Source organism: Streptomyces sp. NPDC044704 (assembly GCF_056433525.1).
Map to the genome: position 1 here is coordinate 256,977 of NZ_JBWKGY010000006.1, position 13,200 is coordinate 270,176.

General features: G+C 74.8%; 13 protein-coding genes and 1 other RNA gene. 7 read left to right on the forward strand and 7 right to left on the reverse strand.

Features of this window, described 5'->3' with window-relative positions; all coding sequences use genetic code 11:
• Positions 1–41: 41 nt before the first annotated feature.
• Genes AC07B0_RS17915 through AC07B0_RS17925 form a run of 3 tightly spaced genes read right to left on the reverse strand, consistent with a single transcriptional unit; the run spans position 42 to position 2,283 of the window.
• A complete protein-coding gene (locus tag AC07B0_RS17915; protein ID WP_478898570.1) occupies positions 42–605 on the reverse strand; it encodes a GNAT family N-acetyltransferase in 564 nt (187 codons plus the stop codon).
• Complete coding sequence (locus AC07B0_RS17920; protein ID WP_478898571.1) at positions 605–1,480, reverse strand: PhzF family phenazine biosynthesis isomerase; 876 nt, start codon at positions 1,478–1,480, stop codon at positions 605–607. Before AC07B0_RS17920 ends, AC07B0_RS17915 begins: the two co-directional genes overlap by 1 nt.
• Positions 1,481–1,521: 41 nt before the next feature.
• Positions 1,522–2,283: an SDR family oxidoreductase gene (locus AC07B0_RS17925; protein ID WP_469379847.1), complete on the reverse strand. Its 762-nt coding sequence runs from the start codon at positions 2,281–2,283 to the stop codon at positions 1,522–1,524.
• 108 nt (positions 2,284–2,391) lie between these two features.
• Between AC07B0_RS17925 and AC07B0_RS17930 the strand changes: the two genes are divergently transcribed.
• Both AC07B0_RS17930 and AC07B0_RS17935 read left to right on the forward strand, forming a co-directional pair.
• Positions 2,392–3,786 carry a multidrug effflux MFS transporter gene (locus tag AC07B0_RS17930; RefSeq protein ID WP_469379845.1) on the forward strand — a complete coding sequence of 465 codons (1,395 nt, stop codon included), beginning with the start codon at positions 2,392–2,394 and terminating at the stop codon, positions 3,784–3,786.
• Positions 3,787–3,863: 77 nt separating this feature from the next.
• Positions 3,864–4,880, forward strand: a complete 1,017-nt coding sequence (locus tag AC07B0_RS17935; RefSeq protein ID WP_469379843.1) for a small ribosomal subunit Rsm22 family protein — start codon at positions 3,864–3,866, stop codon at positions 4,878–4,880.
• Positions 4,881–4,894: 14 nt separating this feature from the next.
• Here the strand turns inward: AC07B0_RS17935 and ddaH are convergent, their stop codons facing one another.
• On the reverse strand, positions 4,895–5,782 hold the full coding sequence (gene ddaH / locus AC07B0_RS17940; RefSeq protein ID WP_356877395.1) for a dimethylargininase: 888 nt from the start codon (positions 5,780–5,782) through the stop codon (positions 4,895–4,897).
• Positions 5,783–5,863: 81 nt separating this feature from the next.
• Between ddaH and AC07B0_RS17945 the strand changes: the two genes are divergently transcribed.
• Together AC07B0_RS17945 and AC07B0_RS17950 are read left to right on the forward strand one after the other, a co-directional pair.
• Complete coding sequence (locus tag AC07B0_RS17945; RefSeq protein WP_467290858.1) at positions 5,864–6,502, forward strand: TetR/AcrR family transcriptional regulator; 639 nt, start codon at positions 5,864–5,866, stop codon at positions 6,500–6,502.
• A 189-nt stretch (positions 6,503–6,691) separates the two neighbouring features.
• Entirely contained in the window at positions 6,692–7,441 is a 750-nt protein-coding gene (locus AC07B0_RS17950; protein WP_356877391.1) for a bifunctional DNA primase/polymerase, read from the forward strand.
• Between the two features lie 70 nt (positions 7,442–7,511).
• On the opposite strand, the gene yaaA is transcribed toward AC07B0_RS17950, so the two are convergent.
• Positions 7,512–8,312 (reverse strand): peroxide stress protein YaaA, encoded by an 801-nt coding sequence (gene yaaA, locus AC07B0_RS17955; protein ID WP_356877389.1) that lies wholly within the window; start codon positions 8,310–8,312, stop codon positions 7,512–7,514.
• 159 nt (positions 8,313–8,471) lie between these two features.
• Between yaaA and AC07B0_RS17960 the strand changes: the two genes are divergently transcribed.
• Positions 8,472–9,911: an RNB domain-containing ribonuclease gene (locus AC07B0_RS17960; RefSeq protein ID WP_478898572.1), complete on the forward strand. Its 1,440-nt coding sequence runs from the start codon at positions 8,472–8,474 to the stop codon at positions 9,909–9,911.
• 112 nt (positions 9,912–10,023) lie between these two features.
• A complete protein-coding gene (locus AC07B0_RS17965) occupies positions 10,024–10,977 on the forward strand; it encodes a helix-turn-helix domain-containing protein (protein ID WP_469379837.1) in 954 nt (317 codons plus the stop codon).
• A gap of 105 nt (positions 10,978–11,082) precedes the next feature.
• On the opposite strand, the gene AC07B0_RS17970 is transcribed toward AC07B0_RS17965, so the two are convergent.
• Together AC07B0_RS17970 and AC07B0_RS17975 are read right to left on the reverse strand one after the other, a co-directional pair.
• Complete coding sequence (locus tag AC07B0_RS17970; protein ID WP_469379835.1) at positions 11,083–11,937, reverse strand: hypothetical protein; 855 nt, start codon at positions 11,935–11,937, stop codon at positions 11,083–11,085.
• The gene (locus tag AC07B0_RS17975; RefSeq protein ID WP_469379833.1) at positions 11,934–12,680 is read right to left on the reverse strand and encodes a MerR family transcriptional regulator; all 747 of its coding nucleotides are present in this window, start codon (positions 12,678–12,680) and stop codon (positions 11,934–11,936) included. Before AC07B0_RS17975 ends, AC07B0_RS17970 begins: the two co-directional genes overlap by 4 nt.
• 77 nt (positions 12,681–12,757) lie before the next feature.
• Here AC07B0_RS17975 and rnpB point away from each other — a divergent pair.
• An RNA gene (gene rnpB / locus AC07B0_RS17980) (RNase P RNA component class A) lies at positions 12,758–13,168 on the forward strand.
• Positions 13,169–13,200: the final 32 nt, after the last annotated feature.

The following is a 13,200-nucleotide window of genomic DNA, read 5'->3' on the forward strand; positions in this document are numbered from 1 at the left end:
GCGGCCCGGCCGCCGGGCCCGGCCGCGGGGGTGCGGCGGTGTCACCAGAGCCGGTCGACGTCCCCCGGGTGGAGCGGAACGCGGACCCCGGTCAGCGCGGCGCGATCCGCTTCCGGATCCGGGGTGAAGAACGCGGCGAGGACGGCCTTGTCGAAGCCGGGGGCGTCGGTGGCCAGGGGTTCGGCCGGGGTGCCTCCGACCAGGACGGTGCCGGGCAGGCAGCCGAAGCCGGCCCCCTCGTAGAACGGGGTCAGCGGCCGGTCGCAGCTGAACAGGGCCAGGTCCACCGCCGGGTCGGCGGCCAGGGCCATGCGGGCCGCGTCCACCAGCCGGCCGCCGAGCCCCCGGCCGCGCAGCTCCGGCCGGGTCACCACCGAGCTGAGCCCGGCCGCGCGGCAGGTCCGGCCGGCGACCGGAACCTCCTTGTACAGCAGCGCGAGTGAGGCGCCGACCGTCCCGGCGGCGTCCACGAGCAGCAGCGCCCGCGGGTCGAGGGCGGGGTCGTGTCCGGAGGCCGCGCCGGGCCAGGCCGTCGCCTCCAGGGCGGCGATCCGGTCGGCGAGGGCCTCGGGGAGTTCTGCCTGCGCGTACGAGACCAGCCGCATCAGGGGATCCGTACGCCCGCGCCGGCCACCCGCACGCGGGGGTCGCCGGCCCGCAGTTCGACGGTCAGGACGCCGGGGCGGCCCATGTCGTCGCCCTGGTGGAGGGTGAGGACCGCCTGCTCCGGGACGAGGCCGAGCTCGCGGGCGTACGCCCCGAAGGCGGCCGCGGCGGCTCCGGTGGCGGGGTCCTCGACGACGCCGCCGACCGGGAAGGGGTCCCGTACGTGGAACAGGGCCGGGCCCGCCCGGTGCACGAGCTGGACCGTGACGAGGTCCAGGCGCCGCATCAGGGCCTCCAGCCGGGGGAAGTCGTAGGCCAGGTCGGCGAGCCGGGCGCGGGTGGCGGCGCCGAGCACGAGGTGGCGGGCTCCGGCGTAGGCGATCCGCGGCGGCAGCTGCGGGTCGAGGTCGCCCGCCGGCCAGTCGAGGGCGGCCAGCGCCTCGGCGAGGTCGGCTCCGGCGATGTCCTCGACGTGCGGGACGACGCTGGTCAGGGTCGCCCGCAGGCCCCCGTCCGCGGCGGTGACGGAGACCGGTACGGTCCCGGCCCGGGTGTCGAAGAGCAGCTCCCCGGGGCCGATCCGCTCGGCCAGCGCCACGGCGGCGGCGACGGTGGCGTGCCCGCAGAACGGCACTTCGGCCTTGGGGCTGAAGTACCGCACGGTGAAGCCGCGTCCGGGGTCCGGGGCGGCCTCCCCCGGCGGTACGGGCCCGGCCGGGCCGGTGAGGAAGGCCGTCTCGCTGTAGCCGAGCCGGGCGGCGATCGCCAGCATGGCGGTCTCGTCCAGGCCGGACGCGTCGAGGACGACCCCGGCGGGGTTGCCGCCGGCCGGGTCCTCGGAAAAGGCGGTGTAGCGCAGTACTTCGGTCGTCATGACCGGCTCAACCCCGCCGGACGGGGTGTCATTCCCGGTGGTCAGCCGCGCCCGATGAAGGGCATCGCGGTCGCCATCACCGTCGCGAACTGCACGTTCGCCTCCAGCGGCAGCTCCGCCATGTGCAGCACCGTGCGGGCCACGTCGGCGGCGTCCATGACGGGTTCGACCGCGAGCTGTCCGTTGGCCTGGAGGATGCCGGTCTGCATGCGCTCGGTCATCTCGGTCGCCGCGTTGCCGATGTCGATCTGCCCGCAGGCGATCCGGTACGGGCGTCCGTCCAGGGAGAGGGACTTCGTCAGGCCGGTCATGGCGTGCTTGGTCGCCGTGTAGGCGACGGAGTTCGGGCGCGGGACGTGGGCCGAGATGGAGCCGTTGTTGATGATCCGGCCGCCCTGCGGGTCCTGGGCCTTCATCTGCCGGAAGGCCGCCTGGGCGCACAGGAAGGACCCGGTCAGGTTGACGTCGACGACCGAGCGCCAGGCCTCGTAGCCGATGTCCTCCAGCGGGACTCCGGCCGGACCGAAGGTGCCGGCGTTGTTGAACAGCAGGTCCAGGCGGCCGTGGCGTTCCCGTACGGCCGCGAAGAGCGCGTTCACGTCGTCGGGGTCGCTGACGTCGGCCCGTACGGGGAAGACGTCGGCGCCGGCCCCGGCCGCCGCGGCGGTCTCCGCCAGGGGTTCGGCCCGGCGGCCGGCGACGACCACGGACCAGCCGGCCTCCGCCAGGGTCAGGGCCACGGAGCGGCCGATACCGGAGCCGGCCCCGGTCACTACTGCGATCTTGCTCAGACGTGCGCTCATGGGGCCGCAGGCTACGTCACACCGGCGACCGGGCCACGGACGTTCCGACAGCTGAGAGCATGGGTCGGTCAGGGGTGCGTAAAGCAGATGAAAAGACTGGAGTTCCGCATGTCGGAGAGAGGCCCCTCGACGGCCCCCTCGCACGAGCCGTCACCCGAGCCGCCGCCCGTGCCGTCGCCCGAAAAGTCCTCCGCGCCCGCCCTGTCCACCGCCCCCGTCCCGGACCCCGCCACCGTCGCCGCCGGCGTCCCGGAAGCCGGCACCGCGCCCGCACCCCTGGCGGCCGCGCGGCGCACCGGCCTGCTCGTCACCTTCGTGCTGGGCGGGCTCACCGCCCTCCCCCCGCTGTCCATGGACATGTACCTGCCGGCGCTGCCGGAGGTCACCAACGCCCTGCACAGCCCGGCCGCGACCGTCCAGCTCACCCTCACCTCCTGCCTCGCCGGCATGGCGCTGGGCCAGCTGGTCATCGGCCCGATGAGCGACAAGTGGGGCCGCCGCAGGCCCCTGCTGATCGGCATGGTCGTCTACGTCCTCGCCACCGCGATCTGCGCCCTCGCCCCGACCGCCGAGCTGCTGATCGGCTTCCGCCTGCTCCAGGGCCTGGCCGGAGCGGCCGCCATCGTCATCGCGCGGGCCGTCGTGCGCGACCTGTACGACGGGGTCGAGATGGCCAGGTTCTTCTCGACGCTGATGCTGATATCCGGGGCCGCCCCGATCGTCGCTCCGCTGATCGGCGGCCAGGTCCTGCGGTTCGCGGACTGGCGGGGCGTCTTCGTCGTGCTGACCGTGGTCGGCGCCGCGCTCACCGCCGTCGTGTGGCGCAGCCTCGACGAGACGCTGCCGCCGGAGCGGCGCCAGACCGGGGGCGTGGGCGCGGCCCTGCGGACCATGCGGGGGCTGCTCGGCGACCGGGTCTTCGCCGGGTACACCCTGACGGGCGGCTTCGCGTTCGCGGTGCTGTTCTCCTACATATCCGCCTCGCCGTTCGTGGTGCAGGAGATCTACGGCGCCTCGCCGCAGGCCTTCAGCCTGCTGTTCGGCGTGAACTCCGTCGGCCTGATCATCGTCGGCCAGATCAACGGCAAGCTGCTGGTCGGCCGGGTCAGCCTGGACAAGGCGCTGGCCGTGGGCATCGGGATCATCACCGTCGCCTCCGTGGCCCTGCTGCTGATGTCGACCGGGGTGTTCGGCGAGGTCGGGCTGTTCCCGGTCGCCTCGGCCCTGTTCGTCCTGATGTCGGCGATGGGCCTGCTGCTGCCGAACACCAACGCTCAGGCCCTGATGCGCACCCCGCACGCGGCCGGATCGGCGTCCGCGCTGCTGGGCACCTCCTCATTCCTCGTCGGGGCGATCGCCTCGCCGCTGGTCGGGATCGCGGGCGAGGACACGGCGGTGCCGATGGCGCTGGTCCAGCTGGTCTGCTCGCTGCTGTCGGCGGTCTGCTTCCTCGGGATGTGCCGGCCGTGGCGGCCCCGGAGCCCGATGGCGGCCGCGGGGTGACCGCGCACCGCGGCTGAGTGCGCGGGGGCCGTGCCGGTGATGCCGGGCGGCCCCTCGGAGCGCCGTAAACTTCGCGGGTGAACGCCTCCGTCCCCGCCTCCGTCCCGACCACCGCCGAAACCCTCCGGTCCGCGCTGGGCGGACTCCTCGACGGGCTCCCGCCGAAGCAGGCCGCGGCCGCCGTCGAGCGGCTGATCTCCAACTACCGGGGCACGATCCCGACCGACGTCCCCGTGCTGCGCGACCGCTCCGACGTCGCGGCGTACGCGGCGTACCGCATGCCGGCGACCTTCGAAGCCGTACGGTCCGCCCTGGACGGGCTGGCCGGGGCCGCTCCGGACTGGTCGCCGGCCTCGCACGTGGACGTGGGCGGCGGCACCGGCGCGGCCACCTGGGCGGTCGACGCCACCTGGGACGGGCCCCGCACGACCGCGGTGCTGGACTGGGCGGAGCCGGCGCTGGCCCTCGGCAAGGAGCTGGCGGGGCGTTCGTCCTCCGAGGTGCTGCGCGGCGCCGAGTGGCGGCGGGCGGTCATCGGCAGCGGGATCAGCCTGCCCGGGGCCGACCTGGTGACGGTGTCGTACGTGCTCGGAGAGCTGACGGAGCCGGCCCGCCGGGCCGTCGTCGCCGAGGCCGCCCGCGCCGGGCAGGCCGTGGTGCTGATCGAGCCGGGCACGCCCGAGGGGTACCTGCGCATCCGCGAGGCCCGCGACCAGCTCATCGGGGCCGGGCTGAAGGTGGCCGCGCCCTGTCCGCACGACGGCACCTGCCCGATCGAGGTCGGCCAGGACTGGTGCCACTTCTCGGCGCGGGTCAGCCGATCCTCCCTGCACCGGCAGGTCAAGGGCGGTTCCCTCGCGTACGAGGACGAGAAGTTCAGCTACGTCGCCGCGGCCCGGTTCCCCGTGGCGCCGGTCCCCTCCCGGATCACGCGGAGGCCGCAGATCCGGAAGGGGCTCGTACAGCTGGAGCTGTGCGGCCCCCGGGAGCAGGGCCTGACCCGGGCCACCGTGACCAAGCGCCACGGCGGCCTCTACAAGGCGGCCCGGGACGTCGACTGGGGCCAGGAGTGGCCCCCGGCCGACGCCCCGTAGCGCGCCCGGGTCCCTCAGTCCCCGGCCGCGGGCCGCAGCTCCTGGGTGCAGCACTTCACGCTGCCGCCGCCCTTGAGCAGTTCGCCCAGGTCCATCGGGACGGGCTCGAAGCCGCGGTCGCGCAGCGGTGCGAGCAGTCCGGTCGCCGCCTGCGGGAGCAGGACGTGGCGGCCGTCGGAGACGGAGTTCAGCCCGAAGGCCTCCGCGTCCTGGGTGTCCACGAGCAGGGCGTCCGGGAAGAGCCGGCGCAGCACGGCCCGGCTCCCGGCCGAGAAGGCCTGCGGGTGGTACATGATCTCGTCCCCGTCGAGCACGCACAGGGCCGTGTCCAGGTGGTAGAAGCGCGGGTCCACCAGGTCGAGGCCGATGACGGGGCGGCCGAAGAACTCCTGGGCCTCGTCGTGCGAGAGCGGGCTGGAGCGGAAGCCCCGGCCGGCGAGGATGTAGGTGGCGGTGACGGCGAAGTCGCCCTCGCCCTCGTTGACGTGGGACGGCTCGTGGACGTCCCGGAATCCGTGCGAGCGGAACCACGCGAGGTGGATCTCCGCCTCGGCGGTGCGCTCCGGGTAGGCGAACCGGGCCCCGAGCACCCGGCCGTCGACGACCAGGGCGCCGTTGGCCGCGTAGACCATGTCGGGCAGGCCGGGCTGCGGTTCGAGGGTCTCGACGGTGTGGCCGAGGGCCCGGTAGCGGTCCCGGAGGTCTTCCCACTGGGCTTGTGCGAGGGGCAGGTCCACCGGTTTCGTGGGGTCCATCCACGGGTTGATGGAGTACGTGACCTTGAAGTGTGCGGGTGGGCACATCAGGTAGCGCCGGGGTGTGGCGTCTCTGCGCAAAGAAGGCTCCTCACGACTTGCGGACTCACGGGGCGTGCGTGTGTGAAGAGAATCGTCTCTCCTCAACGGAAACCGCGCAGTGAACTGACCGGGTGGTTTATGAGATCGCTGGAAGACGAGACGTCTCGCATTGGTACGTTGGCCCGTATGAGCAAGACTCCCGACGCCACCCGCCGCAGCGACCGCTCGCGGCGCGCCATCCTCGACGCCGCGCTCGCGCTGGTCGGAGAGGTCGGCTACAACAAGCTGACCATCGAGGCCATCGCCGCCCGCGCCGGGGTCGGCAAGCAGACCATCTACCGCTGGTGGTCCTCGAAGGCGGCCGTCCTCCTGGACGCCTCGCTCGCGCTGGCCGGGGACGCGGAGACGGACGCCGACTGGTCGGGCTTCCCCGACACCGGGGACCTCGCGGCCGACCTGAAGTCCGTACTGCGGGCCACGGTGGACGAGTTCAACGACGAGAAGTACGAAGCCCCCGCGCGCGCCCTGACCGCCGCCGGAGCGACCGACCCGGAGCTGGGGGCCCGCTTCACCGAGCAGCTCCTCGAACCGCAGCTCGCCCTGTACGAAGCCCGGCTGCGGGCGGCCCGGGACGCCGGGCACCTCGCCCCGGACACCGACCTGCGGCTGACGGTCGAGATGCTGCTCGGGCCGCTCACCTACCGCTGGCTGATGCGGACCGCCCCGCTGACGCACGCCTACACCGACGCGCTCGTGGACGCGGTGCTGCGGGCGAACGCCGGGCCCGGCGCACACCCCGGACCGGCGTCCGGCGGCGTGGGATAGGTCACGGACCGGGGCGGCCGCGCACGGCCCGGCGGGCCGCGACGCCCTGCGCGGCCGGGAACACACGGCCGGATCCGGCCGCTCCGGGGGGACCCCGATCGTGGGGTGCGGTCACCCGGCGCGCAGGATGGTGGGACGATGTCTTGGTCTGGGCCGGTCTGCCGGGTCAACGGTGAGGTGAGGGGATAGATGGGGTCTGAGTCCGGCCGCGTCAAACGCGGCGAGCAGAGCAGGATTTCCCAGTGGCTGCGCCGCCGCTCGAAACCGGCTCCCGAAGACCCCGGCAGGGAACGCGAGGCGCTGCTCCTGGCCGTCGCCGCCGCAGGTCTCCCGATCGCCCCCGCCGCCCATCCCGCCGGCTACCGATGTTCGTGCGACCGCATCGGCTGTCCCACCCCCGCACGGCACCCCGTCTCCTTCGCCTGGCAGACGCAGTCGACCACCGACCGGGGGCAGATCGAACGCTGGGCGCGCAACCAGCCCCAGGCCAACTTCATCACCGCGACGGGCATGGTCCACGACGTCCTGGACGTGCCCCTGCAAGCGGGCCGCGGCGCGCTGGAGCGCCTGCTGGCCGCCGGGATCGAGGTCGGACCCGTCGCCGAATCGGGCGGTACGGGCGACCAGGCCCGGATGCTGTTCTTCACGGCGACCCGCGGTACGCCGGAGGACGAGGACGAATGGTGGCCCTGCGAACTGGACTGCCACCCCGAGACGATGGACGAGCACCCGGGCCTGCGCTGGCACTGCCGCGGCAGCTACGTCCTGCTCCCCCCGTCGACGCTGCCCGGTGACCTCTCGGTGAGCTGGCTGCGCGACATGGGCCATCCGCTCCCGGACCCCCTGACCCTGCTGGAGACCCTGACCGACGCCTGCGCCCAGTACGCGGGCGAGGCCGGGCACACTCCGGCCACCGTGGCCTGGCCCCTGGGCCGCTGAGCTTCCGGGCGGTGCCGGGGCGGCGCCCCCGTACCGCCCGGCCGGCGGGCCGCCGGTCGGCTGGCCGGCCTCAGTGGATCTGCGTCACGACCACGTCCAGCGACCAGGCCTTGCCCGCCTTCGCGGGCGCTTCGGCCTCCACCGCGTAGCCGAGGTCGCGCAGGGCGGTGACCAGCTCGGCGGGGGCCGCGGGGGCGGCTCCGGCCAGCAGCAGGTCGCGGACCAGGCGCCCCTTGGTGGCCTTGTTGAAGTGGCTCACCACCGAACGCCTCTCCACGCCGTCCACGATCTGCGAGTGCAGCACCCGCACGGTGGCCGTGCGGCCGGCCGCCTCGCCCTTCGGCTTCCACGCGCTCGCGTACGCCGAGGACCGCAGGTCGAGCACCAGCCCGTCCCCCGCCGCCTCCGGCAGCGCCCCGGCCATCGGGGTGCGCCAGTACGCGCCCAGAGCGCCGAGCCCCGGCAGCTTGACGCCCATCGAGCAGCGGTACGAGGGGATCCGGTCCGTCACCCGTACCGCACCCCACAGCCCGGAGAAGACCAGCAGCGAACGCTCCGCGGCGGCCCGGGCGGCCGCCGGCAGGTCCGCCAGGCCGAGGGCGTCGTAGAGGACACCGGTGTAGATCTCCCCCGCCGGGAGGGCGGGTGCGGACAGCAGCGCGGCGTTCTTCGCGACCTCGCCCCGCAGCCCCTCGCTGAGCCCGAGCACCTCACGGGCCTTCGTCTCGTCCGCCGCGCACAGCTCGACCAGTTCCTCCAGCACGGCCGCGCGCGCACCGGCCAGCCCCGGCAGCGACAGGGAGTGCGGATCCAGCGGTGCGCCGGAGCCGCCGGCGGCCTTTCCCTCGGAGGGCGGCAGCAGCACGAGCACGGTGGTTCTCCTTCAGTACGACGTGGCGCAGGGGGTGCGGCCCCCGAGCCAGGGTAGACCGCCCGCCGCACCCCCCGGACCCGCCTCAAGGACCGCCCGACCGCACGGACGAAAGCCCTGAATCCGCCCTCAACGGGTGAAAAGCCCTAGGCTCGGTCCATGCCACGCCGCCACATGCACATCACCGGCGCAGACGGGGCTGCCCTGCGGGCCGCGCTGCGCGCACTGCGGACGCGACTGGGCGTGCCCGAGGAGTTCCCGGCCGCGGTCCTCGCCGAGGCCGGACGGGCCGCCGCCGCGCCCCGGCTGCCCACCCTCGACGCCACCGACCTCCCGTTCTTCACCATCGACCCGCCGGGCTCCGTCGACCTCGACCAGGCGGTCCACCTCGCCCGGCGGACCGGCGGCTACCGCGTCCACTACGCCATCGCCGACGTCGCCGCCTTCGTCACCCCCGGCGGCGCCCTCGACGCGGAAGCCCACCGGCGCGTCACCACCCTCTACTTCCCCGACGGGAAGGTCCCCCTCCACCCGCCCGTGATCTCCGAGGACGCCGGCAGCCTGCTCCCCGACCGGGCCCGCCCCGCCCTCGTGTGGCGGCTCGACCTGGACGCCGAGGGCCGCGTCGAGACCACCGAGATCCGCCGGGCCCTCGTCCGCAGCCGCGCCCGCCTCGACTACGAGGGCGTGCAGAAGGCCCTCGACACCGGCACCGCCGACGCCTCCCTGGCCCTGCTGAGGGACATCGGGACACTGCGCGAGGCACTGGAGACCGAACGCGGCGGCATCTCCCTGAACGTCCCCGAACAGGAGATCACCGAGCACGGGGGCACGTACGGCCTGGCCTACCGGGCCCCGCTCCCCGCGGACGGCTGGAACGCCCAGATCTCCCTGATGACCGGCATGGCCGCCGCCGACCTCATGCTCGCCGCCGGTACGGGCGTCCTGCGCACGCTGCCCGCCGCCCCGGACGGCGCGGTCGGCCGGCTGCGGCGCACCGCGCAGGCCCTGCGGATCGAGTGGCCCCACCACGTCCCGTACGCGCAGCTGGTCCGCTCCCTCGACCCGCACCGCCCGGCGCACGCCGCGTTCCTCCAGGAGTGCACGGCCCTGCTGCGCGGCGCCGGGTACACCGTCTTCACCGGCGGCGAGACCCCCGACCCGGCCGTGCACGCCGCCGTCGCGGCCCCGTACGCGCACTGCACCGCCCCCCTTCGCCGCCTCGCCGACCGGTACGCCGGCGAACTGTGCCTGGCGGCGTGTGCCGGGACCGAACCCCCGGCGTGGGCGGTCGAGGCGCTGGACGCGCTGCCCCGGGAGATGGCCGAGGGCACCCGGCTGGCCAACACGGTGGAACGCGAGTGCGTGGCCCTGGTCGAGGCCGCCGTCCTCAAGGACCACGTCGGGGAGACCTTCGAGGCGACGGTCATCGACGTCAAGGAACACGAACCGCGGGTGGGCACCGTCCACCTGGAGGACCCCGCCGTCGTCGGCCGCGTCGAATCCCCCACCGGTGAACTCCCCCTCGGCGGCCGCATCCGGGTCCGCCTCACGCAAGCCGACCCGGGCACCGCGAAGATCCTGTTCGCACCCGCCTGAACCCGGGGGGCTGCGGCCATGGCTCCGCGCCCCGTTGCCTGTCATCATCTGCGCATCGCGGCCAGCCGGCCCGCGCGGACGACGACGGCAGCGGCCCGGGGAGGGAACGCGGTTGGGCTTCCCCGACACGAAGGGCTTCCCCGACACGAAGGGCTTCCTCGACGCACCCACCCGACCGTCGCCCGGGGCGGCCCCCGCCGGGAGCCGGCGGCGGCCCGCCGCCGTCCTGCGCCCCCACGTCCTCAACTACACCGGCTTCCGGACCCGGTTCGAGGCGCCCCGGCGCCGGCTCGAACTGCCCACCGGCTGCGTCACCCTCGTCTTCACCTTCAGCGAGGGCCTGTGGGTCACCCGCACCGGCGAGCTGTCCACCGCCCGGCTGCGCCCCGCCGCCGTCTCCCGCGCCCTGGTCAGCGGGCCGCGCACGGTCCCCGCCCTCGGGGTCCACGCGGGCGCGGTGCACGGCCTGGAGGTGAACATGAGCCCCCTCGGCGCCTACCGGCTCTTCGGCATCCCGATGGTCCACTTCGAGGAGGCCCTCGTGGACCTCGCCGAGGTCCTCGGCCCGCAGGGCCGCCACCTGACCGAACGGCTCCAGGCCCTCGACGGCTGGCCCGAGCGCTTCGACCTCCTCGACTCCGTCTTCGCCGCCCGTCTCGACGGGGGCCCGGCCGTCACCCCCGAAGTACGCGGCGCCCTCGCCCGGCTGTGGACCGACGGCGGCTCGCTGGCCCGGGCCACCGAGGAGACCGGCTGGAGCCCCCGCCACCTGCGGGCCCGGTTCCGCGAACAGGTCGGCCTGCCGCCCAAGGCCGTCGCCCGCCTGTTCCGGCTCCAGCACGCCCTGCGCCGGCTCGCGGCCGGAGCCGCCCCCGCCCTGGTCGCGGCCGCCTGCGGCTACCACGACCAGGCCCACTTCGGCCGGGACGTGAAGGCCATGACCGGCCTGCCGCCCGCCCGGTTCGCGGCCCTGCGCGGCGGCCTGCCGCCGGGCTCGGCCCTGGACCGGGTGCCGGGCCGGATCACCAGCGTGCTGCTCCCGGGGGATCCGCTCTGGCGGCCGTGAGCGGGGTCGGTGCCGTTTTTGACAAGACAGCGCCCCTCCGGCTTGCCACGCTCGGCCTACGGCTCCTCCTCCCCCCGGAGAGTCCCCACGCAGTGCGGCAGCCCGTCACGGGGGTGCGGGTTGCCGCAGTGCGGTGACCAGCGCGCGGGGGTCGTCGGCGTGGAAGCGGATCGTACGGGCCCGCGCGCGGGCGCCGAGCGGGCGGCGGAATTCCAGCGGGCGGTTCAGCTCCAGGGTCACCGAGGTCTGGCTCCCCACGATCAGGTCGAGCACGGCGTGCTCGTCGCCGTCGCCGTCGCCGTGTGACAGGGTGACCAGCCGGCCCTGCGGATAGCGCCGGTCGACCCGGACCGAGGCCACCGCGTCCGCCGGGACGGTGAGGTCGAACAGCGCCCCGTACCGGATCCGCAGCGACCCGTCGGCGCCCACCACGTGCGGCCGGACCACGCAGGCCGCGTGCAGGGCCAGCATCAGCAGCACCCCGTACACGTCCAGGACCAGCACCACCCGGTGCACGGCCGGCCAGGGGATGAGGAAGGCCAGCGCCACGGTCTCGACCACCGACACGAAGACCAGTCCGTACATCATCGCCGTCTGCGGCCCCGTGTACGCGGCGGCCGCGTCCCCCGGCCCGACCCCGTGCGGACGGCGCAGCACCCACCGGCCCAGCGAGGCGGCCGCACGCAGCTCGTGCAGCAGCAGGCGGCGTACGACGGCCGGCACCACGGCCCGCACCGCCTCCCGCCGCGCCCCGGCCCGGGTGGCCCCGCTCGCGCGGGCGGCCGCGTACAGGGCGCGCAGGACCCAGGCCTCCAGCAGCAGCACCCCGAGGACCAGCGCCTCGGCGGCGGCCGTCGCCCAGCCGGGCGGCCGGACCCCGGCCGCGAGGCACAGGACGAGGAGCAGCTCGCCCGGTATCACGGCGGCGACCGCGATCCGGGCCGCGCGGACGGCGCTCATCGCCGGCCACCCCCGTCCATGCGCCGGGTGAACGCCTCCATGACCCGGCGGACGACCTCGGCCTGCGCGGGGGCGTACTCGGCGAGCAGCGCCTCCTTGAACCCGTCCACCACCACCCCGTCGGCGGGGACGGCGGCGAACGCCTCCTCGGGGACGGCCGCCACCAGCGCGTCGGCGAGCGGCCCGATCCGCGGGTCGTCGACGGCGGCGTCGGCGAGGTCGTCGAGCCGCTCGTACAGTGCGAGGACCTCCGGGTCGGCGGCGAGCGGCCCGAGGGCCGCGTAGATCTCCTCGCCGCCGTTGCCCGTCGCGTCCAGCAGGAGCAGGTGCTCGCGGTCCTTGGCGGCGGCGGCCGAGTCCGTCGGCGGCGCCTGGGCCAGCAGCGCGGCGAGCGCGGGCGACACCGGTTCGCCCTCGCCCGGTCCGGCGGCGAGCAGCACCCCGAGCCGGCGCCGGCGTTCGGCCAGCTCGGCCTCCTGCCGGGCGAGGTCCGCGTCGAGTTCCGCCAGTACGTCGGCCAGCTCGCGCCCGGCGTCGTCCGCGAGCACGTCGCGCACCTCGTCGAGGCTCAGCCCGAGCTCCGTGAGCCGGCGCACGCGGGCCAGCAGCACGGCGTCGCGCACGGTGTAGACCCGGTATCCGTTGGGGCGCCGCTCCGGTTCCGGGAGCAGCCCGACATGGTGGTAGTGCCGGATCGCCCGGGTGGTGACCCCGACGAGCACGGCGATCTCTCCGATCCGCATGCCCCTCAGTAGAAACCCTGACGCTGCGGCAAGGTCAAGCCGCCACGGACAGCCGGTAGCATGGTCGGCACGACAGACGAGTCGGCCGGGCGGCCGCGTCGGGGTCCCAGGATCCCGCCGAGGAACGTCCGGGCTCCACAGGGCAGGGTGGTGGCTAACGGCCACCCGGGGTGACCCGCGGGACAGTGCCACAGAAAACAGACCGCCCGGGACTCCGGTCCCGGGTAAGGGTGAAACGGTGGTGTAAGAGACCACCAGCGCCTGAGGTGACTCAGGCGGCTAGGTAAACCCCACCCGGAGCAAGGTCAAGAGGGATCGGTCGTCTCCGGACGGCGGGTCCTGCGCGGACGATCGAGGGCTGCCCGCCCGATGTCCGCGGGTAGACCGCACGAGACCGGTGGCAACGCCGGTCCTAGATGGATGGCCGTCTCCCCGGCGACCGCGAGGTCTCCGGGCGACAGAACCCGGCGTACAGGCCGGCTCGTCTGCCGTACTCCTGCTCCGCGCCCGACGGCGCACG